Consider the following 25653-nt stretch of genomic DNA (forward strand, 5'->3'; position numbering starts at 1 on the left):
CAAGGATACGTTAATGTTCGTAAACTTGGGTAAGATTTTATAAATATTGTTTGGAGAGGACTTAGAATTCACCCTCTTCCCCCTTTCCAAATATTGATAATCTTCCTGCGTATGGCCAGCATATTCAGCAGTGATACGGCAAGGAACAGCAGGCAACCGGTCAATATACATGGAAGCAGTGACCCGCTTTCCAGTTGCGGGAAGAGATTCCTGACTACTTCTATATAGTAACTGCGTACCCATGCCACGCAGCCGATGGCGAGGAACAGTACCAGTATATTCAGCCCTACTGTCAGTATATAATAAGGCGTGGCTACCCGCGTCGGGCTATATCCTATCAGCAGTAGGTTTTCCAGTTTTACCGTATTCTTCTGGAGAAGCAGGAAGATGCTCAGCATCAGGATGTAGAATGACAGAATGCTGATGAACAATCCTACGCCCATGACGATAGCCGTAATGAGGCGCAGGAAATAAGTTGTCTTTCCGGCATCCAGATTGTTGCCTTCGGTTTCGTAATTCTTTTGCTGGAAATAGTCGGTGATGGCTGTGTCGGTAGGATTCTTTACTTCCACAATCAGCCGGGACGGTTCCGCTTCTTTATCCGGTGCGAAATTCTTGTTGGCCCAGTCCATGAAGGATTGGGGAACGAGAATGGTATTCAGCCGGTTGGAGAATCCTACAATGTTGCCTTTATATTGTTCCATACGTCCGTTGCCCCGCATCATCACATCCATCTGTACCAGGCTCATCAGGCCTTCGGAGAGTTTCGGCAGACTCCGGCTTTGTGCAAAGCCAAAGTTATAGAGGTTCAGATAATTGCGCGGAACGATGATGGGAATTACCCGGGTATCTTCATCAAAATGCCATTTGTCCAGACTGACATCCACATATTCGTCGGGTACAGACTCGAAAAACATCTCTGTCGACAAGCGGATACCGGCTTCCTGCATACCGAGTCCGGCAGAGACCTTGAACAAGGAAGGAGTGAACGCGCCTACTCCCTTGGTGAAAGGTTGGGCTTTCAGGTCTTTTATTTCATCTTTGGAGAAGGTATTGCTTTTCCCGGCAAAGCTGCCCAAAGTACTGATTTTCTTGGTAGCAATGATATAATCCTTCTTCATGAAACTGTCCCCTTCCGTAAAAACGGGAAGGACGTCACGATAGAATTGCACGCTCAGCAATACAATCATCATGCCGAAGAGATTGGCGAGGAAAAAGCCTGCCAACTGTCCGACACTGATGTGCTGACGGAGAAGTTTCCAAACAAGTCGGTTCATATTAGCACATTAACACATTTATAATTGATAAATTTCGTCATACTCTAGTTCCAGATGCTTACCTATGGAAGTCACTATGATTCCCGCTTCTTGGCGGCTGGCTTCTTCTGTCAGCAGTCTGCCCATGATTGTTCCGTTCTCGTCATCCAGATGGCTGATGGGTTCGTCCAGGAAGATGAAGTCGAAAGGCTGGCAGAGGCTGCGGATAAAGGCGACTCTTTGTTGCTGGCCGAAAGATAGCTTTCCGGCTTTTTCGTTTACCTTGTCGGCAATGCCGATGGCTTCGAAGAGGGTAAGGACTTCTTTCCTTTTTTTGAAATTGGTAAGCCGGTTCTTCAGTTGTATGTTCTCGATGGCGGTAAGTTCGGGAAAGATACGCAACTCCTGAAAAAGAATGCTGAGAGAGTGTTTGCGTATATCTATCCAGTCATTGACGGAGAGTGAACGGATATTGCGTTCATCAAAGTTGATGATTCCCTGATAATCGTGCCGATAGCCGTAAATATAGCTGCAGAGCGATGACTTTCCGGTACCCGAAGCGGCTTCTATGAGATAACGTTTCCCTTTGTGGAACGTAATGTCCCGATGCCATACGTCTGAGATAATGGCATCACGGTCGCAAACACTTGAGGTAGTGTTTGCCGTAGGTGAATCCTATTCATGAGTGGTATTAATCCTTAATCTCTAATCCTTAATCCTTAAATTACATTCCTGCAAACTGTTTGATGAAGTCCACAATCTGTTTCAACGCATTTACATCCTTATTCTTCAGTTGCAGGGTAACGGTTGCCTTGTCCTCGGTGCCGACAGCTTCCAGATACGAGATATTGCCGAGCAGCGAGTAATAGGTGCTATACTCTTGTCCGCCGAATCCAACAAGCAATTTTATAACGGGCAGGTCGAGTACGGCTTCCGCATTGATGACAAAGGCTGTACGCTTGCCTTTCAGGCTGGAAGCGAAGTCAGTCTCTTTGGCAGACGGGTCGGCGGTCTTGCAGGCATTCTTATACAGCAGTTCGTCATTGGTGGCGTACATCTGTTTGTCTCGTATGCCGAAGAATATGTTGATAGCGCGTGATTTATAGACATATTCATTCTCATTCAATTTCACGATGTCTTCGCCGCATTTCAGTCCCAGTTCGGACTTTTTCTCATAAAGGGCTTTCAGAGGAGCATCATTCTTTACGCTGGCATAGGCCAGGAAAGAAGGATTGCTGTTCATGGTTACATTGATAAGGCCTATGGTCAGGTCGTTGTGGAAAGCACTGAACAAGTCCTTCACTTCAGCGGCTTTGGTAATGGAGAAATCGTTGCGGAACTGCTCATTCTCTTGCAGCACATTGTAGAACTCCTCTCCATTGATACCTATGCTGAGCAGTGCCAGCGTAGATTTGGGGAAATATTTCAGGAATGTGTTTTCGATGGGGCAAGTGCTTTTGGCCTGCTTTTCGAAGAGAGTTTTCAGTTCTGCATTCTCTGTATAGTTATCTATCTTCAGCTCAATTTTTCCTTTTTCGAAAGAGAGGCTTCCCAGCATCTTCAAGTCTTTCAAATCAATACTCTTGGATATTCCGTAATTCAGCGGATTGGCATAGGCACTCAGCAGACTGGAGGGAGTAATGAGCATGTTGATGTCTCCGTTCTGCTTTTGCATCTTCTTGAAAGCGGTATTGCTGTTGATACTGTTTTCTTCCGTCTGTTTCAGTAGGGCGGGAATTCCCTCCTTGACTTTTTCCAGTTGCGATGTGCCGGTGTAGTTCACCACCATAAGCGTGGTAGGAGTGAAAGCGAGTAGTGCCTGCTTGTTGATTTGTGCAAAGCTGTAACCGTCCGCTTCTGCCACGTGGCTGCTTATCTGTTCTTTCTCCGTAACTTCCAGTAGTTTCAGCAAGTCATCCTCGTTCTGAACTTTGGCTACCATTGTTGTGTAGGGGAACGAGGGAGCATTGAAGATATAGATGGGCGCATGAACGTCCACTCCCGATTTGGCAGGGTCTTTCAGTACAGCTCCAATTGCTGGAAAGTGGCTGCATTCATACCGCTTTTCAAGGCATCTGTCAGCTTTTGCAGAGCTTCTTTGTTCTCTTTGTCCTTTGTTCCGGCCTTGTCTGCCAATGATTTTAAATTGACAGCGATGACTTGCGAGGCATCGGAGGGAATCACATTGGTATATTCCGACTTTTTGGACGAACAAGCGCTTATCAGCACGATGAGCATTGCCAGTACTGAGAAGTGGAAGAATAGGTTCTTTTTCATATAGTTTTTGTTTTAGTGAGTATCATTGATTCTGTAAGTTGAGGATGTGGCAGGCAACCAGTGCCGCCGTCTCTGTGCGCAGCTTGATTTTCCCAGGCTGATGGGGATAAACCCGTTTTCCGCCGCCTTCCGGACTTCCTCTTCGCTGAAGTCTCCTTCAGGACCGATTAGTACGAGGGCGTCCTCTCCGGGATGTACCATATCCTTCAAAAGCGGTTTTTCGCCTTCATAACAGTGGGCGATGAATTTCTGACCCGGAAAAGGCTGTGTGATGAACTTGTTGAAGTCTGTCATCTCATTCAGTTGGGGGAGGCGTGCTTTGAGCGACTGTTTGATGGCGGAAACCAGTATTTTGGAGATGCGCTCCGTCTTGATGACTTTCCGTTCCGAGAAACGGCAGTTCAGGAATGTCAGTTCGTCAAACCCTATTTCCGTCGCTTTCTCGGCAAACCACTCTGTGCGATCCATATTCTTGGTAGGCGCCATGGCAATGTGCAGATGACCTTTCCACAAGGGGGCTTGCGGAAGGGTTTCCAGGATATTCACCAGACAGCGCTTGTTTGTAGCCGTACTGATTTCGGCACGATAAAAGCAGCCTTTTCCGTCTGTCAGCATGACCTCGTCTCCAGCCTGCAAGCGCAAGACGCGTATGGCGTGTGCGGCTTCCTCTTCGGGCAGCTCTGCGTGGGCTTGTATGTCGGGGGTATAGAATACGTGCATATTACAAATTGTTCTTGAGTTGATTGATTTTGTCCCTTATTTGTGCGGCTCGTTCGTAGTCCTCTTCTTCGATAGCTTTCTGCAGGGCTGTCTTCAGTATGCCTATCGTGTCTTCCTGCAGCAGTTCGTCTTTGTCCGGTTCGCCGCCTCCCATCGGGTCGATGGAACCTTCGACGGTTTTCAGACATTCTGCTTCGAGGATGTCTTCGTAGACAAAGATAGGGGCATTCATGCGCAATGCCAGGGCAACGGCGTCGCTGGTACGCGCATCAATCCGGAGAATGGTTTCTTCGGCTTTCATATAAAGGTAAGAGTAGAATACTCCGTTGTCTACCTTATAGATAAGAATACGCATTAGTTTTACACCCAGTATTTCAAGGACGGAAGCGAATAGGTTATGGGTCAGCGGACGGGGCGGTACAATACCTTTCATCTCGATGACCATAGCTTGTGCTTCGGTGGCACCTATAATAATCGGAAGCTGGCGCTCGCCGCCCGCTTCACCCAGTACCAGGGCATAGCGCCCGCTTGCGCCTGGCTGTTGGAAATGTTTAGTACTTGTAATTCTATCTTTTTCTTATTCATACCTGTTAAATCAACCTGATTCTCAATCAGTTTTTCTCTATTTTCTCCGGATTATGTTTATAGCGGAATACTATTCCAAATAACAGACCAATGACTAAGGCATATCCTGCAAAGATAAACCATACCGGTGTCCAGTCGCGGCTTACCAGTCCTCCGCCTTCGGCATATACCGAGAAGGCATCCACCACGGCTCCGCTGGCATAACCTCCGATGATGGCTCCCACACCGTTCGTCATCATGAAGAACAAGCCTTGTGCGCTGGCACGGATACTGGGATGTGCCTCCATTTCTGTAAACAGCGAGCCCGATACATTGAAAAAGTCAAATGCCATGCCGTAGACTATCATCGAGAGAATGAGCATCCAAAGTCCGCTTCCCGGGTCTCCGAGGGCGAAGAGCCCGAAACGGAATACCCATGCAAACATACTGATTAACATAACACGCTTGATTCCGAAATGTTTCAGGAAGAAGGGGATGGCAAGGATAAACAGCGTCTCACTCATTTGCGAGATGGAGAGCAGGATGACGGAGTGTTTCACACCGAATGAATCTGCATATTCCGGTATGGAAGCAAACGAGCCCAGGAAAAGGTCACCATAGGTGTTTGTTATTTGAAGGGCGGCTCCCAGCAACATGGAGAATAGGAAGAAGATGGCCATCTTCTTGCGCTTGAACAACACCAGTGCATCCAGTCCGAAAGCGGAGAGCATCGTTTTTCCTTCACTGCGCATGGGAGGGCAGGCAGGAAGGGTGAAGGCGTAAAGCCCCAGCATGGCTGCCGAGATGGCTGCCACATAGAGTTGTGCCGCACTTGCCTTGAACCCGGTAAGGTCCACAGCCCACATGGCACAAATAAAACCTACCGTTCCCCATACACGGATGGGGGGGAAGTCTTTCACCAAATCCATTTTATATCTTTCCAGCGCATTGTAGGACACAGTGTTGGCCAGGGATAGTGTGGGCATATAAACAAGCATGTTGAGCAGCATGGCCCAGTACATGTGGGTGTACGTAGTGGCAGTGGAAGCATAAATCAGAGCACCGGCACCGATGAGGTGAAGTATGCCGTAAAGGCGTTCGGCGTTTATCCATTTGTCGGCGATGATACCGGTCAGTCCGGGCATTATCAGTGAGGCTATACCCATGGTTGCAAAGATTGCTCCGATTTGTCCGCCTTCAAAATGTAACGTACCGCCCATGTAACCACCTAATGAAATCAGCCATGCTCCCCAAACGAAGAATTGCAGGAATTGCATGGCAGTGAGTCGGAATTTGATGCTCATAATATTAGCTTTTTATGTTTTGAACTATGTAATAGATGCAAATGTACAATGAGACAAGGAGAAAAACAAGTACTGTACGGCTTTTTCTTTCAATGAAAGGGATTAATATAGGGGTATATTGGGGAAGGAATGTATTATAAAAAAAGAAGGGTATCTATCCCAGACACCCAATCTTTATTAACCTTAAATCTAATACCATGAAAAACACAGTGCAAATATACACGGTTTATGTTATATAACATGCTATTTCGATATATTTCTGCTTTTTATTAACTCTATTTAAGAAAAATGGGCCAATAAAGCCTGCTTTTTCCTCTATTCTACATATAGAACCAGCCCTTTCAGGTATTCTCCTTCCGGATGGTAGATGCTTACCGGGTGGTCGGCAGGTTGCGTCAGTTGGTGCAGGATGCGTACGCTGCGGTCGGACATGGCAGCGGCTGTAAACACGGCTGTGCGGAAGTTTTCTTTACTGACGGCTTGCGAGCACGAGAAAGTGAAAAGAATACCTCCGGGCTTGATTTTTTCGAAAGCCTTGACATTGAGTTTGCGGTAGCCTTGCAGGGCATTGCGCAGGGCATCGCGGTGCTTGGCAAAAGCAGGAGGGTCAAGAACTATCAGGTCGTATTGGTCGCCCATGCGGTCCAGGTATTTGAAGGCATCTTCTGCATAGGCGGCATGGCGGGTGTCACCCGGGAAGTTCAGTTCTATATTCTTGTTGGTCAAGTCGATGGCTTTGGCGGAGCTGTCCACGGAATGCACCAGTTTGGCGTCTCCACGCATGGCATATACGGAGAAGCCGCCGGTATAGCAGAACATATTCAGTACGCTGCGGCCTTTGGCATAACGTTCCAGTAGCGAACGGTTCTCGCGTTGGTCTACGAAGAAACCGGTCTTTTGACCTTTCAGCCAGTCGATGTGGAACTTCAGGCCGTACTCCATGGCTACATTGTCTGTGCTGCCGCCTTTCAAGAAACCATTCTCCGGATAGAGGTCGGCCTTGAAGGGAAGGGTCGTCTCCGATTTGTAATAGATATTGTCAATCTGGCTGCCCATCACTTCGGTAAGGGCGTCGGCAATGGCCATGCGGTCGAGGTGCATGCCGGCAGAATGTGCCTGCATCACTGCGGTGCGGGCATAAATGTCGATAACCAGCCCCGGCAGGTTGTCTCCCTCCCCGTGCACCAGGCGATAGGTGTTGTTTGTCGGGTTTCCGGCTATGCCGATACTGCGGCGCATGTCGTATGCTATGCTGAGTTTGCGTTTCCAGAAGTCCGCATTGATTTCTTCGTCTTGGCGGAAGGTCAGTACGCGTACGGCGATACTGCCAATCTGAAAATGCCCTTTGGCTATGAATTCCTTTTTGGAAGTATAGATTTCAACTACTTCCCCTTCTTCGGGTTCTCCGTCGAAATATGCGATGGCACCGGAAAACACCCACGGGTGAAAACGCTTTAATGACTCCTCTTTATTGGGTTTAAGGTATACTTTGTACATATATATATAATGTGCTAATGTGATTAATGTGGTAATGTGGTAATGTGCATCACATTGGCACATTACTATTAGCTTCTATTTCAAAATCTCCTGTCCGTTTCAGTTCTTGTAGCTTGTTGTAGATGTTGAGGCATGCCCAAGCATCGGTGGCGGCATACAGTTTCTGAGGTTCGGTCAAGGTTTCGGCTTCCCAGTTGGAAAGGCGTTGGCTTTTCGAAATCTTTTCTCCGAAGAGGATGGCGTATATCTTCTGCAGGCTTTTGTCCTGGATGCCGAAAGCGCGGACATATTCCTGCAATTCGATGCAGGCATGCTGTTCGAAGGGCGCGCGTTTGTGCAGCATCATGAAGTCGTCCCGCAAGGAAAGGCCTACTTTCGTTACACTCGGGTTTTCCAGCAATGTGATAACCGGCAGGGTCAGTCCCGTCAGGTTGAGACGGAACAGAAAGCAATGTTCCTCTGAGGAAATCTGCAGCAGGGCCACCTTGTGTATCTGTCCTTTTGTGAACGACGGACGGGTTTCGCTGTCTATGCCCAGCAACGGGCAGGACTTCAGATAGGCGACTGCCTTCTCCGCTTCCCACGGTGTCTGTACGACATGTATCTGTCCCGGAAAGGCGGCTTTGGGCAGGTCTTTCAGGATTTCTTTATCTATTGTTCTTTTGATAACCATAATTTAAAATTCAAAGTCAGCGGTTTCTTCCTCTTCATCCTCGCCTTGCGCATACTTCACCTCGTGCAGGGCACGCAGGGTGTTGACAAGCTTCTGTCCCCAATGGAGGCGGAAGTTTTCCTGGCAGATGGCAAGCGAATCATTCATCGTCTCGTTGAAACCCAGCTGGAATACGAAGATAAAGTCCTTGATGTCCTGGTATATGTCGGCCAAGTCTTCGGAAATGTTCCTGGTGATGGGCTGGTCACTATACTTCATGTCGGATACGAATACGTCCAGGTAGTCGTCTTTCTCGGCCAGGATATTGGCGAGGTTCATGCGGAGTACCTCATAGGTCTCTTCGGTGACGAATGTTTCCGGTGCTTCGTCTCCTATGGTTTCGCACTCGGGCAGCATGGAGGCCTTCAGGTAGAGCAGCGGAAGTATTTTTAAGGAGGTATCGACGAACGCAGAACGTTTCACCCCTTCCGCTTGTTCCAGAAACTTGCAGAACTCAGCGGCTACGGTCACAAACTCTACGGCATTCCGGTCGAATATCACTTGACTTTCTTTTTTCATATCTTCTTGATTTGAAACGCAAAGATAGCGCAAACCGAAAGTAGAAGCAAATTAATTGGCAGGATTCTTCTTTTTTCACTACATGATATTCTGTTCCTCTTGTCTTCCGGCGGCTGCCGCTGGGGTCTGTCAGCAGGGCCAGATGGTTGACTTCAATCTGTACCAGTCCGTTGTAGGTTTTCAGGTATCTTTCCCCCTCTTTGCTGCGGGTATATTCTGCGGCAGGGCAGATTATCTTCTCCATCACGGTGTCGCTGGGCCATGTGCTGAATGTCTCTTTGCCGGTTTCACGAGCGGTGCGTATAAGGGTAAGTTTCTTATTTTTTATTCTGGCTGTACGTCATAATCCGACTGGTTTTTCACACCGACAATGTCTTGCTTCTTCACCTCGGTTGTTAATATGTGCTGCAACTGCTGTGAGGTCAGCGTCTCGGTGGGAGAGAACTCAGCCGACTTCATATAACTTAAAATGGCATTGCGCAGCTGACCTCCTTCCGGAGTGTGGCGAATTGCTTCGAGGTTGCTCATACAAACCAATACCTTACCGTTGTCTACGGCAAATTCGAATAGCAAGCCTAACTTGTGGTTCCGTTCCACATTGTCTACTACTTGGATAAGCGGCTTGTATTCGTGGCGTGTAGCGTTCAGAATAAAGGGGCGGGCGTGGCGTACGATGCTCCACCATTGCCAGTTGCTATGGCACTCGGTGGGGAACTGCCGGAACAAGGGATGTGTCTCGTCCATCAGCAAGGAGAGGGTGCCCGGCGAAACTTCGCGGCCGGCGTTTTCCGAAATGCTTTTGAACATGGCATAGTTCCAGTAGTCAGGAGTAAAAAGTCCGCCTACACTCTGTTCTTCAATGGCTTTGTGGTCGGGTATAAGCAGTATCTTTCCTCCTTGGCCCAGTCTCTTTCGCGCCTCGTCGTCCAAGGATTGACAGATGAAGATGTCCGCTTCGCTTTCCGGTGCCCGGTCGGGGTATACCCATAAGTTATAATAGTTATGATAATTCCCGGTGGTCAGTGTCAGTCGCAGTTGGGCAGGTTTGTCTATTTCGGTAAGGGCACTCTTCAACTCGCCCACCTGCATTACTTTTCCTTGCTCTACATGGGCGGGGACTTTGCCTTCGCGAATAAAAGTTACGCCGTCGCTCAAGCTTTCCAGACGCCAGCATAATGCATCAGACCATGGTTGCTCTTCGTAATTTGTTAGGGCGAGGCCTATGTTCAGCTCTTCTTTGTTGCTGTAACAGTAGGTGTCCATAAGCGCCAGCGGTACCACCGGGGCACAAAAGCCGCGGAATGTTTCGGGAGTGACAATGCCTTTGCTATCCATGAAAGCATCCAGAATGCCTACCAGTGCCGAGCCTTGTCCGGGAAAGTCTTGAAGGTCGAGCATCTGGAATCCGCCTAAACCGGCAGTGCGCAGACCATATTCAATATCGGCCTTGTAGCATTCGACGGCAAACCGACCGGTGGCCTGATGGAATGCGTCAATCTGGTTCTGCAGTCCATTTTCATTGAGCCGGTCACGGAATATCTCCAAGTTATATGGATGCAATACGCCGGTGTATTTCTCCAACTCCTTGTAGTCGGGATAAATTTGGAACTGTCCGGTTTCGTGACTGATGACCGGTCGGGGAGATTTTGCTATGGCAGCAGTATAATCCGCACGGGTATTGGGACGGGTGTTGTTCAAGATACCTCCCTTTTCGGCATCGACATAGGCAAACGAACTGCGTACGTGCGTTGTATAGCCTTCGCCTCCTCCTACCCGGCAGGTTGTCAGGTAATCTTCACCGTCTATGGCGCCTCCCCAACCCAGGAAGTTGTTGGAGCCGAACGAATACAGATGGCGGTTGTCGTGCTTTCTGAATCCGTCCAGCCAATTGCGCATCAGGTCAACGTCGCCACCTAACTCGTTGCCCAGTCCCAACATGGTGAATGAGGGGTGATTGCCCATGTAGTCGAGGGTCATATAGGCTTCGTTCAGCAAGAAGTCATTCAGGCGATGGTTGTCCGGTGAAATGCTTCCCCATAAAGGCAACTCGGCCTGGAAATAGATACCTTCGATGTCGGCAGCGGCAAAAGCGGCGCGGGGCGGGGTGTAGGAATGGCAACGGTAGTAGTTGATGCCATAACTCTTGGCTGTTTGAAAAACTTTTCGCCAGGACTTTACATCCATTGGCGCATATCCGGTAAGCGGGAATACGCAAGCGTCGTGCTTGCCGCGCAAGAAGGTCTTGAATCCGTTTATGGTGAACTGAGTACCTTCGGTGGCAAAGTCGCGCATACCGAAATCTGTTATTATATTGTCTTTACCCTCGTTTGTGGCAAGGACCACGTTGAGTGCATAAAGTGTGGGGTGGAATTCACTCCATGTCTGCATTCGGTTGCCCATGTCGAGCACCAGTTCTATCTTATTTTCACCTTTGCTCAAGCCGACTTGTTTTTCCATGTCCGGCAACTGGTGTTCTTGTTGGGTGTTCCACGTCTTGGCAGAAAGGGTCACTACGCCCGATTGCTCCGAATCGCTGTATATGTTTACATGGATGCGGGCCTTTTTCTCCTTTACAGATGGGTAGACTTGTACCTGCTTGAGATAGGTGTGTGGGGTCGCTTCGATGTAGAAATCGCCCAAAATGCCGTTCCAGTTGGTTTGTGTGCCGTCAGTCCAGGCATGCGAACCCTGTATTTCGGCTGGTACGGAGCTGGGGGAATTGTCAATGCGTATCTTAACATGATGGTTGCCGGGTGCCAAAGCCGGCAGGCTATAGCAGTGAGGTGCATAGATATGTCCTGACGTGCCTATACTGTCTCCATCTATCCAGAGAGTGCTGGGTTTTGTACGCTCCATGAAAAGTATCAGGCGTTTTCCTTCCATCTGTACGGGAATTTCAACATCTTTTTCATACTCTACGATGCCGGAGTAGGGATAAGTTCGTGTCAACTGGGAGGTTACATTGGTAGGATGCTTGCCGTCTCCCAACTTGTTTTCATCCGTCGTACCGGGCAATGTGCAGCTCCCTAATGAGCTGTTCCAACTTCCTGATAAATCGATTCGTTCTCTTATTGTCTGGAATTCTTTTTTGTCTGTACATGATGCCAGACATGCCAATAAGCATAATACAATGAAATTTCTCATAAACTACCTGTTTTTCATGGCCGGTGATTGATTGACCGGTTGCAAATATAGGGCATTGCTCCCGTCTCTCTGTATACAAAATGTTTCCAATTATGTGACGGGATGTTTTTTTATTGTTGTCTTCATGCTTGATATTAGTGTTGTTGAGTGTTCGTCATTATAACCAATCTTTTCACCAGACGTCGTTACTCTATTGATTTTTCCGTGTGCTGCAACCGGTAAAAGTTTTTCTGTCTTTCAATCTCGTACCGCAGTTCCTCTTCGGTGGACATATAAAGCATGTATTTTGATGAACTCCAGCTTATCTTGCTCAAACGAGCGGGTAAGGGATTTCATTTCCGTTTCCACCTTGTCCTTGTCGTGCGAAAGCAATAGGCGTTCGTAATACTGTGAATCCTTCAGATACCAAGCACGGGTTTCCGGGTTGGTAACTGTCAAAAGACCCTTATAATGAGACCATGACAAGAGGTTGTCAAAATTCACCCCAGATTACACCGATTTGCACAGATAAGAATTCTTGATTATCAGTAGATTAATCCCATTCTGTGTTAATCCGTGTAATCTGGGGTGAATTCTGACACATCCTCTTTTTGTATCTACAATAACTGTTGCTGTTTACGGCGCATTTCCCTAAACATATTATTTATGCGAATCAGCAGTTGACGGTCCGTTAGGAACATGAGTGTTTGCGGAGCCGTACTATATTCCGCATTGTTGGATACTAATAAAAAAGATGCCGGCATTATATAAAAAAAGTTCCGGGAATTAATACTAAAATGTTTCGAAGTATAGAGAAAGTTCTATCCCAAGGCTTGGGATAGAAAAACCAAACCTTGGGACAGACAGACCAAGTCTTGGGATACATATCCGCAAGCTAGGGATAACATGACTCATGCAGCACTGACAGCCAGCTTTGTTCCTACTCCTGCTTCATAGTCGCAGTATCACGTTTGAAGCGATAGGTGGTGCCATTGGGGAGATAGCTCCATGTTGATTCGGTAAATTCCAAAACAGCGATATTCCCATCAAGCGAAATTTTACCTTGTATGGGGTTACCTGCCGCATCCGTGGCGGTGAATGTCAATTCGCCATCCGTGAATCTGCCGATTCCGTCATCAATATCAGTCAACCTGAACAAGCCGATTTCTACACTCGGTCTTGAATTAGTGCTTTTGTCGATTTTAAGCGTTGAACCATCGTGGGGATCAGTGTATTCGCCGATGAAATCTTCATCTGTAGGACTAGCCGTTATGGCTACTGGCTGAACTACACCTCTGGAAACGGAATCATCGGCATTATTTGATTTGTTATGGCTACATGATACAGCAGAAGCGAACCATAGTACCATAATGCCTGACGATATAATTCCATGTTTCATAATATCCTCTATTTGAATAATTCGCAGAAACCCTGCTTGTTGAACTGATAGTACATCCCTATGCGTTCCGGCGTATCGTTTTCAAGGAGTGTCAGCAGTTCTTTGGCAAATTCAAGTGTTGCGGAGCCGTTGGCGGTCACTATGTTTTTATCCGAGACAGCCTGCACATGGACATATCCCGCAGCATTGGTGTAATTCTCTCCACCCCACAGCTTCAACTGGTCAAGGCCGTTTCCTGTGTGCTTTATATTATTGAGGAAACCTAGCCTTGCCATGAACGAAGAGGCATTGCAGATTGCTCCGACCACTTTCCCATTCTCAATGGCGTGGCGAACAATCGGCACAACTTTGTCGGCAACAGGTGTAGTCCATCCGAAGCCGCCAATCAACACCAATGCGGCATAGTCGTCCGGTATCGTGTCAAGCGAATAGTCCGGCAACGTGCGGAAGCCACCTATTGATTTTACAGGCTCCATGGTCGGAGCTACAATTTTGTTGACGTATTTCGGATTTTCTTTCAGCGCAAATTCGTCGGATGCGATAGCCTGCGAAAGATAGACGGCTTCGTGCGCTGCATAATCCGGTAAAAGGATGTATAGAATTTCGTTGTTCATATTCTTCTATTCAAATTAAATTGTATGCAAAAGTACATAAAAAATCAGGGGGGGATAATCGTATCTGATTTTTTTAAGCAAGTTTTATGCTTTACATCCTCGTCCTTCTGTCTTTTTGCCAAAGCATCCTTCACTGTAAACAGCTGTCAGCCAAACGGCTCTTACAAAGGTGAAGGATGTGAAGGAAGAAAAAGACCAAAAAGAGACTTGGGAAAGGCTCATAAAAGACATCTTTAGGGCCTGTTTATAGTAGAACAGAAATGATTTGCGAAAAGAAAAGCGGATAGAGCGGGTATCTTAATTCCCCTCCTCCGGGGAGGAGGGGTGCCCAACGGGCGGGGTGGTAGGGAGCATAAGGTAATGAAAAATAGTACAGACGGAGCAGATAGGGGGGGAATAGGATGCAGGCAGGGAGAAATTGCCCTGGCCATGCTGTTTCAGGGGCAGCAACCGCACTTTGACAAAGTCCGGTGTTTGAGTCGTCAGACACTGGTGTCCAAGCTGACAGGTACCGGATTCATAGCCTATGCATACAAAAGCCAAGCGCTGCTTGTCACACAATATTATAACATCATGAAAGCGTTCATGTGCTTTTGACATCCTCTTTGCATGAACCCGCACGACTGCGACGCGGCAGATTCGTCGCCTTTGTGAGGAAAATGTGTTAGTGGACAAAGTATTGAGGTACGCTTGCATGATGCAATTTTCTGCAAATGAGTGTATTACGGTGGCTTGGGCAAGCGCGTGAGTAAAACATGCGATAACATACAGTGGTAGATGAGGAATACCTGCAATTGGCAGACGAGAAATTAAAGAATGAAAACAACGCGGCAGAAGGATAGTTTTTATTATTTTTGCAATCAATTCTCAATAGTTATCTAAAAAATATGGCAAAGAAAAATTCAACAGCTAAAGATACGGAGTTGTCACTCTCGTTTTTCGGGAAAGTGGCTACGTTATTCAGAAGTGAAACGGTTCATTTCGTTATCGGTTTGGTATTGGTAATCTTTTCGGTTTATTTGTTGCTCGCCTTTTCGTCGTTCTTTTTCACGGGAGCGGCAGACCAGAGCATCATTGACGGAGGCAGTGCGCAGGAGCTGATTTCCACTAACAATGGGGTGAAGAACTATGCCGGTAGCCGCGGTGCGCAGTTGGCCAGCTATCTGATAAATGATTGTTTCGGCGTATCGTCTTTCTTGATTCTCGTGTTCCTGGCTGTGGCGGGATTGAAGCTGATGCGGGTGCGTGTGGTGCGCTTGTGGAAGTGGTTCATCGGCTGTTCGTTAATGCTGGTGTGGTTCTCGGTATTTTTCGGTTTTGCGTTTGTAGACCAGTACAAGGACTCTTTCCTCTATCTGGGTGGTATGCACGGATACAATGTCAGCAACTGGCTTGTATCTCAAGTCGGTGTGCCGGGAGTCTGGCTGATATTGCTGGTGACGGCTATCTGTTTCCTCATCTATCTGAGTGCGCGGACTGTCATCTGGTTGCGCAGATTGTTCAGTCTCAGCTTCTTGAAGCGTAAGGAGAAGGTGGAAAGCGCGCAGGGTGAAACGCCGGAAGAGTTCAAGACCTCTTGGGGTGCAAAGGAAAAGGCGGCTGCTCCGACACCGGAAGCTGCGGAGCCGGAAAAGGTTATTGAAAAGGAGGAGGAGATTGCCACAGAGGAAGAAGAGCCCGAATCGCTGAATGAAATCACCTTGACTTGGGTGGAAGTGATGGAAAGGTAAAGCCAGCCAAGTCTGCGGATGAGGACGTTACCATGACTTTTGAGACTCCTGCATCGGAGCCGGTGCCCCCTTTTCGGGAACAGCCGGTAGAGAAGGAGCCGGCATTCCAGGTTGAGAAGGCAGAGGAGGAGGAGTATGTGGGAACGGAGAAGGAACCGTACAACCCCCGTCTGGATTTGGAAAACTATCATTACCCCACAATAGACTTGATGAAGCATTACGATGACAATGGTCCGACCATTGACATGGTAGAGCAGAACGCGAACAAGGATAAGATTATCAATACTCTGCGTAGTTTCGGCATAGAAATCAGTACCATTAAGGCGACGGTAGGTCCTACGGTGACGCTGTATGAGATCACTCCCGAGCAGGGCGTCCGCATTTCGAAGATACGCGGTCTGGAAGATGATATTGCCCTCAGCCTTTCGGCGCTCGGCATCCGTATCATCGCTCCCATTCCGGGAAAGGGTACGATTGGTATCGAAGTGCCCAACTCCAATCCGAAGATTGTATCCGGTCAGAGCATTATCGGCAGCAAGAAGTTCCAGGAGTCTACTTACGACTTGCCCATCGCACTGGGTAAGACGATTACGAATGAAGTGTTTATGGTGGATTTGTGCAAGATGCCGCACGTGCTCGTTGCCGGTGCTACCGGTCAGGGTAAGTCCGTGGGGTTGAATGCCATCATCACCTCTTTATTATATAAGAAGCATCCGGCGGAGCTGAAATTTGTGCTGGTAGACCCCAAGAAGGTGGAATTCAGCATTTACTCCGTGATTGAGCATCACTTCCTCGCAAAATTGCCCGACGGGGAAGACGCCATCATTACGGACGTCACGAAGGTGGTGCAGACCCTGAACTCCATCTGTGTGGAGATGGATACCCGCTATGACTTGCTGAAAGCTGCCCATGTGCGCAATATCAAGGAGTATAACGAGAAGTTCATCAACCGTCGTCTGAATCCGGAAAAGGGGCATAAGTTCATGCCTTACATCGTAGTCGTTATCGACGAGTTCGGTGACTTGATTATGACAGCCGGCAAAGATGTGGAACTGCCCATCGCCCGTATCGCCCAGTTGGCGCGTGCCGTGGGTATACATATGATTATCGCTACACAGCGACCGACAACAAACATCATTACGGGTACGATTAAAGCCAACTTCCCGGCGCGTATCGCTTTCCGTGTATCGGCCATGGTCGATTCGCGTACCATCCTCGACCGTCCGGGAGCCAACCAGCTGATAGGTCGCGGTGATATGTTATTCCTGCAGGGAGCTGACCCGGTGCGTGTGCAGTGTGCCTTTATCGATACGCCCGAAGTGGCAGAGATTACGAAGTTTATCGCCCGCCAGCAGAGTTACCCCACTGCTTTCTATCTGCCCGAATATGTGGATGAAAATGCAGGAGGTGATTTGGGGGATGTGGATATGGGACGTCTCGATCCTTTGTTCGAGGATGCAGCCCGTCTCGTTGTTATTCACCAGCAGGGTTCCACGTCGCTCATTCAGCGTAAGTTTTCCATCGGTTACAATCGTGCCGGTCGCATCATGGACCAGTTGGAGAAAGCGGGAGTTGTGGGACCGGCGCAAGGCAGCAAGCCGCGTGAGGTGTTCTGCGTAGATGAGAACGACCTGGAAATGCGGTTAAACAATTTGCAATAAGGAATGGTTATTTATAGAATAATGAAACTTGTTATGGAATGATGAAACTTGATAAGCTTTTAATTGGCATGCTATTGCTGTTGCTGGCTTTGCCGATGTCGGCGCAACAACCGGATGCCCGAAGTATATTAGAACGTACAGCCGAAGCCTTCCGGAAAGCGGGAGGGGTGAAGCTGGCGTTTACCGTGAACGAACAACAAGGCTCTTATGCGGGAGTTCTCTATCTGGAAGGTGAGAAATTTGTGGTTGAGACCGAGGGTATGAAGACTTGGTTCGACGGACATACGCAGTGGAGCTATGTGGCTTCGGCAGATGAGGTGAATATATCGGAACCTACGCAGGAGGAATTGCAGACTCTTAATCCGTATGCTTGGTTGTCCCTCTACAAGCAGGGATACAAATTGAAGTTGGGCAGTGTCGGTGGTAAGCAGGACAAGTTTGTTTATTACATCACCATGACTGCTGTCGACAAGAGGAAAGACCCTGAAAGTGTCTATCTGTTCGTGACAAAGGATACGTATCGTCTGCATCAAGTGCACTTGGCACCACGAGGAAGTAAGTATATGACTACTATCCTTATTAATAACTACCAGACCGGACAATCCTATCCGGATAGTTTCTTTGTCTTTGACAAAAAAGCCTATCCCACAGCTGAAGTCATCGACATGCGCTAAATAGTAAATTGTAAATAGTCAAATAGTAAATAATATAATGATGGAAACAGAAAAAGTAAAATGTCTGATTATCGGTTCGGGGCCTGCCGGCTATACTGCCGCTATTTATGCAGGCCGTGCCAATCTTTCACCGGTACTTTATGCAGGATTGCAGCCCGGTGGCCAGTTGACAACCACTACTGATGTGGAGAACTTCCCCGGTTATCCCCAAGGTATCGGAGGTCCGGAATTAATGGAAGACCTGCGGAAGCAAGCCGAACGTTTTGGTGTAGATTTGCGTTATGGAGTTGCTACCGCAGCCAATCTTGCTGAAGCACCTTACAAGATTACGATTGATGACGAAAAGGTGATTGAGGCTGAAACGCTGATTATTGCTACGGGTGCCGCTGCGAAGTATCTGGGGCTGGAGGATGAAAAGAAATATGCGGGAATGGGTGTCAGCGCTTGTGCCACTTGTGATGGTTTCTTCTACCGCAAGAAAACGGTAGCTGTTGTAGGGGGTGGAGATACTGCCTGCGAGGAAGCCGTTTACCTTGCCGGACTGGCTGCCAAGGTTTATCTGATTGTCCGCAAACCTTATCTTCGTGCTTCCAAGATTATGCAGGAGCGTGTGATGAAGCATGACAAGATTGAAGTACTGTTCGAACATAATGCCGTAGGCTTGTTTGGAGAGAACGGTGTGGAAGGTGTACATTTGGTACAGCGTATGGGTGAACCTGATGAGAAACGCTATGATGTGGCTATTGACGGTTTCTTCTTGGCTATCGGCCATAAACCCAACTCAGATATTTTCAAACCTTATGTAGATACGGACGAAATAGGTTATATCGTCACCGAGCCGGGAACACCGCGTACGAAAGTGCCGGGCGTATTCGCCGCCGGAGACGTTGCTGATCCTCACTATCGTCAAGCCATCACCGCTGCCGGAACCGGTTGCCAGGCAGCCATTGAAGCGGAAAGATACTTGTCTGCAAAGGGATTGATTTAGGGATTAGGGGTTTTAAGGATTAGGGATTAGTTTGTGACAGTATTATACATATAACAAGAGGTATAAGCTCATCCCTAATCCTTTATCTTCATCCTATCTTGCTGATTTTCTTCAGTTTTTCTTCGTCTATGATTTTGATTTTACGCCCGTCGATGGTGATTAACCGTTCAGTGGCAAACTGTGACAGCGTACGTATGGCGTTGGAAGTGGTCATGTTTGACAAATTGGCCAGGTCTTCACGCGAGAGATAGATACTCAAGGTGGAGCCGTCTTCCTCCAAACCATAACTTTCTTTGAGGAATAGCAGGGATTCTGCAAGTCTTCCGCGGATATGTTTCTGCGTCAGGTTTACGGTACGTTCATCGGCAATGCCCAAGTCAACGGACAATTGCTTGATGAAGAACATGGCAAGGTCGTTGTTTTGTGTGAGCAGGGTCATCAAGCAGTCATGGGGATTTGGCAAACAAGAGACGGCTCAAATGCAGATGCTGCCGTGACATAGTCTGTTTTTGCAAAGTAAGGGCGGTAACCGAAATATTCGACAGGTTTAATCATACGGATAATCTGGCTTCTGCCACCGACTCCGTCTTTATAGATTTTTACCTTTCCACTCAGCAGACACATCAAGTGCGTAGGTGTCTCGCCTTCGCAATGGATGACTTCGTTTTTTTTGTAGTTCTGGAGTGTGAAGTGGTTGGCGAGGAATTCCCGTTGTTCGTCATTCAGGGGAGACCATATATCTGCAATCAACTCCGGAACATTAATATCAGATAAGTTTACTTTTACCATAACTGCTGCAAAACTGTGTTATACAGCACAAATGTAAAAAGAAAAAATTAAATATTGCACAAATGTGACAAAAAGATGAAGCGGAAGGTGGGAGAGTGGCATTTAAAGGTTCACCGCAGAGGACACAGAGGAGCACAGAGCTTTTCTTTTTCAAATGCAAAACGCACTGTTTGTCACAGCTATTATTTGTAAGGCTCTGTGCTCCTCTGTGTCCTCTGTGGTGAAAATCATTTCGTAAACAGTAGCTCCCTATACTTCGGAAGTGGCCAGATTTCATCGTCAATTTCCATCTCGAGGTGGTCGATGTGGTCACGGATGCTTTCCAGATAAGGACGTACGGTTTCTTCGTAAGCGAAAGCTTTGTCCTTATAGTTATCCATGTGATTGGCCACTTTGCGGGCTTCGGTCATTTCGCGTACTTGTACCTTGATGGCGGTCACGCGCTTGGATATTTCGCGTACAAGTTCTTTCCGGTCGGCACTGAGAACCTCGTATTCTTCGGGAGAGAAAGTCTCGCGCAAGCCGCGGAGGTTTTCCAGCAGACGGTTTTGGTAGATAACAGCAGTCGGTACAATGTGGTTGATGGCAAGGTCGCCCAGTACACGGCTTTCTATCTGTACCTTCATGGTGTATTTCTCCAGTTCCACTTCCAGGCGGCAGGCAAGCTCCGTTTCGTTGAAGATACGTTCGCCGATGAGTACGGAACGGGACTGGTTGTCCATATAGTGCATCAAGGCTTCGGGAACGTGGCAGATATTGGTCAGACCACGGCGGGCGGCTTCTTGTTTCCATTGTTCGGAGTAGCCGTCGCCCTCAAAGCGGATAGGTTCGGAAGCAATGATGGTTTCTTTCAAAATGCGGAAGATGGCTTCATCCTTGCCGACTCCTTCTTCCATCAGTTTGTCGATGGAAACTTTGAACTCGTTCAGCTGGTTGGCCATAGCCGCATTGATGGCAATCATGGCGGCGGCGCAGTTGGCGGATGAACCTGCGGCACGGAACTCAAAGCGGTTGCCGGTAAAGGCGAATGGGGAAGTACGGTTGCGGTCGGTGGTATCCAGCAATATTTCAGGAATACGTCCGATACCTAATTTCAGTGTTGTCTTTTCTTCCGATGTCATCTTGCTGCTGCTTATCTGGCGGGCTATCTCGTCGAGTATGGAAGAGAGCTGCTTGCCCAGAAAAATGGACAGAATGGCGGGAGGCGCTTCATTGGCTCCCAGACGATGACTGTTTCCGGCACTCATGATGGAGGCGCGCAGCAAGTTCTGGTTTTTATATACCATCATCAGTACGTTTACCAGGAAGGTAAGGAACAGCATGTTTCCTTTCGGGTTCCTGCCCGGTGCAAACAAATTGATACCCGTGTCGGTGCAGAGCGACCAGTTGTTGTGCTTGCCGGAGCCGTTCACGCCGTTGTAAGGCTTTTCGTGAAGCAACACGGCAAAGTGGTGCTTGCGTGCGATGCGTTTCATCAGGTCCATAACAAGCTGGTTGTGGTCGTTGGCAAGGTTGGCATTCTCAAAGATAGGCGCCAGCTCGAACTGGTTGGGAGCTACTTCATTATGGCGTGTCTTGACCGGAATACCCAGTTTGTGACATTCGATTTCCAGTTCTTTCATAAAAGCTGTGACACGTGGGGGGATGGAGCCGAAATAGTGGTCCTCCAGCTGCTGGTCTTTGGCCGAGGAGTGTCCCATCAAGGTGCGTCCGGTCAGACAAAGGTCCGGGCGGGCATTGTACAATGCCGAGTCAACGAGGAAATACTCTTGTTCCCAACCTAAATTAGTATAGACACGTGTGATATTTTTGTCGAACAGTTGGCATACGTCTGTTGCAGCTTTGTCTACGGCTGCCAAGGCTTTGAGCAATGGAGTCTTGTAGTCGAGCGCTTCGCCGGTATAAGAGATGAAGATGGTGGGGATACAAAGCGTAGTATCTACCACAAAGGCGGGTGAGGAAACATCCCAAGCAGTATATCCTCGTGCTTCGAATGTGTTTCTGATACCCCCGTTGGGGAAAGAGGATGCATCCGGTTCCTGCTGGATGAGCAGTTTGCCGGAAAAGCGTTCAATCACTTCCGTGCCTTCTCCGAATTCGATGAAGCCGTCATGTTTCTCGGCTGTTCCGTCCGTCAGAGGCTGGAACCAGTGCGTGTAGTGGGTGACGTTGAGGGACTTTGCCCAACTTTTCATGCCGTTGGCAATCAAGTCCGCCATTTCGCGGTTGATGGGAGTGCCTTTTTCGATGGCGTCGGTCACGGCTTTGTAGGCTTCACGGGGCAGGTATTCCTGCATTTTCTTACGGTCGAAGACATGGCTGCCGTAGTAGTCGGACAGTTTGTTTGAAGGGGTGGTCACTTCAAGAGGTTGCCGATTGGCAAGTTCTTGCAAAGCAAAAAATCGCATTTTTGACATATAAGTCTTTCCTTTTATTGGTTGTTGGGCGCAAAAATACGTGTTTTTTCTGAACTACCCCCTCTTTTTTAGGGGGTATTCTCGAAAATATTAGTGTTTTTTGAGAATAGCCCCCTAAAAATGTTCCCTTGCGGCAAAAAAAGTGTTTTTTATAGATTGAACCAGGAAGAAACGATTAATTTGAATAATAATCGTTATTACGCGAATTCTTTTTATATTTGTCCCGATTCTATAAGGAGAAATTGCGGTTGAAACGTTTGTTGTTTATATGGATTTGGATTTGCTTCTTGTTTTCTTTTGTACAGAAGGCAGGGGCGGAACGGGTATCTTATCCGGTTGACAAACATGTGAGTTCGGCAGATTCCATCATGGAGAAAGTCATCTTCTTTGCCCCTCTTTACGAACGGATTATTGAAAGCTACAAGGCTGAGCTTTACATAAAAGGCTGGGTGAATATCCGTAAGAAGAATCATATTCTGCGCTATATTCCTTCCATGTTTCGGCCCAAGAAAGGGGTGCGGGAATATATGATGGAAACTTATAGCGATTTGCATTTTACTGCTCCCGACATCTATGACCAGAAGGTAAAGGCAAGTGTCGGTACTGCTTCCGAGTTTTGGGAAATGGACGGACGACTGCCGGAATATTTTCATATCAACATCTATTCTTCTACCTTATTATATGATAAGCTACTCTCTCCTTTAGCCCCCAATGCCAAGAAATATTATACTTACCGGATTGATACGGTGATGGGGGAACGGCATGCCCTTCAGTATAAAATCCGTTTTATGCCGAAAAGCAAAAGCTTTCAGCTGGTGGGCGGTTATCTGATTGTGAGTGATAATGTGTGGAGTGTACGCGAGATGCGTTTTTCCGGACGCAATGAGATGGTGCGGTTCAATAATCTGGTGAAGATGGGCAATGTGGGCGATTCCGACGAATTTCTTCCGGTGCAGTATGATGTGGATGCAACGTTCCGTTTTTTGGGAAATGTGGTAGATGGCACTTATGAAGCTGTACTTGATTATAAGAACATCATTCAGAAGTCTCCCGGCAGTGATATACGGAAGTCGGCACAGAAAAGCCAATATGACTTGTCCGATTCATACACGTTGCGTACTGATACGAATGCTTATCTACGTGATACTGCTTACTTTAAAACTTTGCGTCCCATTCCTTTGACTCCGCATGAGGAGACACTGTATCAGGATTTCTTCTTGCGTCGGGATACGCTCACCCGGAAAAAGAAACCGGTGAATAAGAACCTGGAGTTTTGGGGGCAGATTGGAGATGCATTGATCAGTCGCTATACGGTAGACCTTGATAAATTGGGGAGTGTGCGCTGTTCACCGCTAATCAATCCTTTTCTTTTGAGCTATAGCGGCAAGCATGGAATTTCGTATCGGCAAGAGTTCAAGTACAACCGTATTTTTACCGGTGATCGCCTGCTGCGCATCGTTCCCCGGATAGGTTATAATTTTAAGGAAAAAGAGTTTTACTGGAGGGTGAGGTCCGATTTTGATTATTGGCCCCGTAAGCGTGCAGCATTGCATCTGGAGTTAGGTAACGGTAACCGGATTTACAGCAGTGATGTGCTGGACGACCTGAAAGCCATTCCCGACAGTATTTTTGACTTCAACCAGATACACTTGGATTATTTCAAAGATTTGTATCTGAATCTGCGTCATAGCTGGGAAATAGTAAACGGTCTGTCGCTGGAAGTGGGTGTATCCATGCACAGACGTACGGAAGTGAACCGCTCCCGGTTTGAACTGAACTACCCGAGCATGCCGCCTACCAAGTCGGCCACCCGTGCCGGTTCCGGCGGTTCATCCTTCTTTCCGAATTTCGACCCGAATATCCTGAACAAGTTCCGCCATACCTATAATAGCTTTGCCCCCCGCGTCCGTCTCACCTGGACTCCGGGACAATACTATTATATGAATGGCGACCGTAAGGTAAATCTTCATTCCAAGTATCCTTCCATCTCAGTAGATTGGGAGCGGGGACTCAGTGGGGTGTTGCAGAGCAGCGGTTCATACGAGCGTGTAGAGATTGATTTGCAGCATCAGGTTTCTTTGGGATTGATGCGTGATATTTATTGGCGTTTTGGATGGGGAGAGTTCACCAATCAGAAGGAGCTGTACTTTGTGGACTTTGCCAATTTGCGGCGTTCCAATCTTCCTATGGGTTGGAGTGATGATATTGGCGGGGTGTTCCAGTTGCTGGACGGCCGTTGGTATAACTCTTCCCGCAAATACGTCCGCGGACACCTTACCTATGAAGCGCCTTTCCTGCTGCTCCGCCATCTGATGAAATATACCCAATATGTGTTGAATGAACGTCTGTATCTGAATGCATTGGTGGTTCCTCACTTGAAACCTTATCTGGAAGTAGGATATGGCATTGGTACACATATATTTGACTTTGGCTTGTTTGCCAGCTTTGCAAACTGGAAGTATCAGGAAATAGGTTGCAAATTTACTTTCGAGCTGTTTAACAGATAGCAATGTGGTAATGTGATTAATTGTCAATTATCGATTCTTTTGTATCTTTGCTGCAAATTACTTGGAGCTATGGGTATAGTAATAGGAATAGATGTAGGTGGAAGTACCACGAAAATCGTTGGAATCAATGGAGAACAGATACAGTCTCCAATGTTTATTACGGCTACTGACCCGGTGACTTCCTTATTCGGAGCATTCGGCAAGTATATTTATGACAATGGTATACAGCTGGCTGATGTGGAGCAGGTGATGCTGACGGGAGTGGGAAGCGCATTTGTCAATAGCCCTCTATATGGACTGCCTACCTGCAAAACAGATGAGTTTATTGCCAATGGTTTGGGAGCCAGACATGCAACGGATATCGACCAACTGATTGTAGTCAGCATGGGTACCGGCACTTCTTTTGTGAAAATAGACGGAGACAAGGTGCAGCATATTGGCGGCTTGGGGATTGGTGGAGGTACCTTGCAGGGATTATCGAGGTTGCTGTTGAAAACTCATGATATTCATCAAGTGTCCGAGTTGGCTGAGAAAGGGGATGTGACCCATGTCAACTTGCAGATAGGTGATATTTGCAACACTGCTTTGCCTGACTTGCCGGTGAGTGCTACCGCCTCTCTTTTCGGAAAAGCGGATAGTAATGCTTCTCAAGAAGATATTGCCTGCGGTATAATTTATACGGTACTCCAAACCATTGGAGGGGCTGCCGTACTGTCTGCTTTGAATAGTCCTATCAAGGATTTCGTTCTGATAGGAAATCTTACACAACTGCCTCAGTGCCGGGAGGTGTTTTCTAAAATGGAAGCCATCTATCATGTACATTTCCATATACCGCCCTATGCTGAATATAGAACAGCGATAGGAGCGGCATTGGCATACATAAAAGAAAGGCAAGGGTAGTG

At 47.6% G+C, this 25653-nt stretch carries 16 protein-coding genes and 6 pseudogenes; 6 read left to right on the forward strand and 16 right to left on the reverse strand.

What is annotated here, in order from left to right:
• Positions 1-68 precede the first annotated feature (68 nt).
• The 14 genes and pseudogenes from JCM16496_RS10515 to JCM16496_RS10580 all read right to left on the reverse strand — a co-directional run bounded on the left by JCM16496_RS10515 (position 69) and on the right by JCM16496_RS10580 (position 13985).
• Positions 69-1277, reverse strand: coding sequence for a transporter (locus JCM16496_RS10515; protein ID WP_025834160.1), 1209 nt, complete (start codon positions 1275-1277; stop codon positions 69-71).
• Between the two features lie 18 nt (positions 1278-1295).
• Positions 1296-1939, reverse strand: a pseudogene (locus tag JCM16496_RS10520) (ATP-binding cassette domain-containing protein).
• Between the two features lie 41 nt (positions 1940-1980).
• Positions 1981-3533: pseudogene (locus tag JCM16496_RS10525) on the reverse strand (DUF4836 family protein).
• A gap of 22 nt (positions 3534-3555) precedes the next feature.
• A pseudogene (locus tag JCM16496_RS10530) lies at positions 3556-4253 on the reverse strand (16S rRNA (uracil(1498)-N(3))-methyltransferase).
• 1 nt (position 4254) lies between these two features.
• Positions 4255-4838 (reverse strand): annotated as a pseudogene (locus tag JCM16496_RS10535) (bifunctional nuclease domain-containing protein).
• 26 nt (positions 4839-4864) lie between these two features.
• Complete coding sequence (locus JCM16496_RS10540) at positions 4865-6121, reverse strand: nucleoside permease (RefSeq protein ID WP_025834162.1); 1257 nt, start codon at positions 6119-6121, stop codon at positions 4865-4867.
• 315 nt (positions 6122-6436) lie between these two features.
• Positions 6437-7618 carry a class I SAM-dependent rRNA methyltransferase gene (locus JCM16496_RS10545; RefSeq protein ID WP_025834164.1) on the reverse strand — a complete coding sequence of 394 codons (1182 nt, stop codon included), beginning with the start codon at positions 7616-7618 and terminating at the stop codon, positions 6437-6439.
• A 49-nt stretch (positions 7619-7667) separates the two neighbouring features.
• The gene (locus tag JCM16496_RS10550; protein ID WP_025834166.1) at positions 7668-8291 is read right to left on the reverse strand and encodes a 3'-5' exonuclease; all 624 of its coding nucleotides are present in this window, start codon (positions 8289-8291) and stop codon (positions 7668-7670) included.
• A 3-nt stretch (positions 8292-8294) separates the two neighbouring features.
• Positions 8295-8849 (reverse strand): DUF5063 domain-containing protein, encoded by a 555-nt coding sequence (locus tag JCM16496_RS10555; protein ID WP_025834168.1) that lies wholly within the window; start codon positions 8847-8849, stop codon positions 8295-8297.
• On the reverse strand, positions 8785-9093 hold the full coding sequence (locus tag JCM16496_RS23700) for a BT4734/BF3469 family protein (protein WP_244440313.1): 309 nt from the start codon (positions 9091-9093) through the stop codon (positions 8785-8787). The genes JCM16496_RS10555 and JCM16496_RS23700 overlap by 65 nt, the downstream gene beginning before the upstream one ends.
• Before the next feature lie 80 nt (positions 9094-9173).
• Positions 9174-11993 (reverse strand): DUF8487 domain-containing protein, encoded by a 2820-nt coding sequence (locus tag JCM16496_RS10565; RefSeq protein WP_025834172.1) that lies wholly within the window; start codon positions 11991-11993, stop codon positions 9174-9176.
• Positions 11994-12230: 237 nt separating this feature from the next.
• Positions 12231-12431, reverse strand: coding sequence for a hypothetical protein (locus JCM16496_RS10570; protein WP_244440314.1), 201 nt, complete (start codon positions 12429-12431; stop codon positions 12231-12233).
• Between the two features lie 481 nt (positions 12432-12912).
• Entirely contained in the window at positions 12913-13371 is a 459-nt protein-coding gene (locus tag JCM16496_RS10575) for a hypothetical protein (protein ID WP_128809539.1), read from the reverse strand.
• 8 nt (positions 13372-13379) lie between these two features.
• Entirely contained in the window at positions 13380-13985 is a 606-nt protein-coding gene (locus JCM16496_RS10580) for a DJ-1/PfpI family protein (RefSeq protein ID WP_025834179.1), read from the reverse strand.
• Positions 13986-14345: 360 nt separating this feature from the next.
• Here JCM16496_RS10580 and JCM16496_RS10585 point away from each other — a divergent pair, with 360 nt between their 5' ends.
• The 4 genes and pseudogenes from JCM16496_RS10585 (at position 14346) to trxB (ending at position 19038) form a co-directional block, all read left to right on the forward strand.
• Positions 14346-14582, forward strand: a complete 237-nt coding sequence (locus JCM16496_RS10585) for a hypothetical protein (RefSeq protein WP_025834181.1) — start codon at positions 14346-14348, stop codon at positions 14580-14582.
• Positions 14583-14872: 290 nt separating this feature from the next.
• Positions 14873-17376 (forward strand): annotated as a pseudogene (locus JCM16496_RS10590) (DNA translocase FtsK).
• 41 nt (positions 17377-17417) lie between these two features.
• Complete coding sequence (lolA1, locus tag JCM16496_RS10595) at positions 17418-18050, forward strand: outer membrane lipoprotein periplasmic chaperone LolA1 (protein ID WP_025834183.1); 633 nt, start codon at positions 17418-17420, stop codon at positions 18048-18050.
• Positions 18051-18087: 37 nt separating this feature from the next.
• Positions 18088-19038 (forward strand): thioredoxin-disulfide reductase, encoded by a 951-nt coding sequence (gene trxB, locus JCM16496_RS10600; protein WP_128809540.1) that lies wholly within the window; start codon positions 18088-18090, stop codon positions 19036-19038.
• Positions 19039-19126: 88 nt separating this feature from the next.
• Here trxB and JCM16496_RS10605 read toward each other — a convergent pair.
• Positions 19127-19827 (reverse strand): annotated as a pseudogene (locus JCM16496_RS10605) (Crp/Fnr family transcriptional regulator).
• 227 nt (positions 19828-20054) lie between these two features.
• Positions 20055-22244 carry a glutamine synthetase III family protein gene (locus JCM16496_RS10610; RefSeq protein WP_025834187.1) on the reverse strand — a complete coding sequence of 730 codons (2190 nt, stop codon included), beginning with the start codon at positions 22242-22244 and terminating at the stop codon, positions 20055-20057.
• Positions 22245-22492: 248 nt separating this feature from the next.
• On the opposite strand from JCM16496_RS10610, the gene JCM16496_RS10615 reads away from it, so the two are divergent.
• Together JCM16496_RS10615 and coaW are read left to right on the forward strand one after the other, a co-directional pair.
• Entirely contained in the window at positions 22493-24751 is a 2259-nt protein-coding gene (locus tag JCM16496_RS10615) for a DUF5686 family protein (protein WP_244440315.1), read from the forward strand.
• Positions 24752-24820: 69 nt separating this feature from the next.
• Positions 24821-25651 (forward strand): type II pantothenate kinase, encoded by an 831-nt coding sequence (gene coaW, locus JCM16496_RS10620; RefSeq protein WP_025834191.1) that lies wholly within the window; start codon positions 24821-24823, stop codon positions 25649-25651.
• Positions 25652-25653 lie beyond the last annotated feature (2 nt).

It is taken from the genome of Bacteroides rodentium JCM 16496 (assembly GCF_000614125.1).
In the GTDB taxonomy this organism is placed as follows: domain Bacteria; phylum Bacteroidota; class Bacteroidia; order Bacteroidales; family Bacteroidaceae; genus Bacteroides; species Bacteroides rodentium.

What these genes read in the sequence shown, in the direction of transcription:
- JCM16496_RS10515 (WP_025834160.1), bottom strand. Translation starts at nt 1,277, where the DNA reads ATGAACCGACTTGTTTGGAAACTTCTCCGTCAGCACATCAGTGTCGGA.
- JCM16496_RS10540 (WP_025834162.1), bottom strand. Translation starts at nt 6,121, where the DNA reads ATGAGCATCAAATTCCGACTCACTGCCATGCAATTCCTGCAATTCTTC.
- JCM16496_RS10545 (WP_025834164.1), bottom strand. Translation starts at nt 7,618, where the DNA reads ATGTACAAAGTATACCTTAAACCCAATAAAGAGGAGTCATTAAAGCGT.
- JCM16496_RS10550 (WP_025834166.1), bottom strand. Translation starts at nt 8,291, where the DNA reads ATGGTTATCAAAAGAACAATAGATAAAGAAATCCTGAAAGACCTGCCC.
- JCM16496_RS10555 (WP_025834168.1), bottom strand. Translation starts at nt 8,849, where the DNA reads ATGAAAAAAGAAAGTCAAGTGATATTCGACCGGAATGCCGTAGAGTTT.
- JCM16496_RS23700 (WP_244440313.1), bottom strand. Translation starts at nt 9,093, where the DNA reads ATGGAGAAGATAATCTGCCCTGCCGCAGAATATACCCGCAGCAAAGAG.
- JCM16496_RS10565 (WP_025834172.1), bottom strand. Translation starts at nt 11,993, where the DNA reads ATGAGAAATTTCATTGTATTATGCTTATTGGCATGTCTGGCATCATGT.
- JCM16496_RS10575 (WP_128809539.1), bottom strand. Translation starts at nt 13,371, where the DNA reads ATGAAACATGGAATTATATCGTCAGGCATTATGGTACTATGGTTCGCT.
- JCM16496_RS10580 (WP_025834179.1), bottom strand. Translation starts at nt 13,985, where the DNA reads ATGAACAACGAAATTCTATACATCCTTTTACCGGATTATGCAGCGCAC.
- JCM16496_RS10585 (WP_025834181.1), top strand. Translation starts at nt 14,346, where the DNA reads ATGAAAAATAGTACAGACGGAGCAGATAGGGGGGGAATAGGATGCAGG.
- lolA1 (WP_025834183.1), top strand. Translation starts at nt 17,418, where the DNA reads ATGAAACTTGATAAGCTTTTAATTGGCATGCTATTGCTGTTGCTGGCT.
- trxB (WP_128809540.1), top strand. Translation starts at nt 18,088, where the DNA reads ATGATGGAAACAGAAAAAGTAAAATGTCTGATTATCGGTTCGGGGCCT.
- JCM16496_RS10610 (WP_025834187.1), bottom strand. Translation starts at nt 22,244, where the DNA reads ATGTCAAAAATGCGATTTTTTGCTTTGCAAGAACTTGCCAATCGGCAA.
- coaW (WP_025834191.1), top strand. Translation starts at nt 24,821, where the DNA reads ATGGGTATAGTAATAGGAATAGATGTAGGTGGAAGTACCACGAAAATC.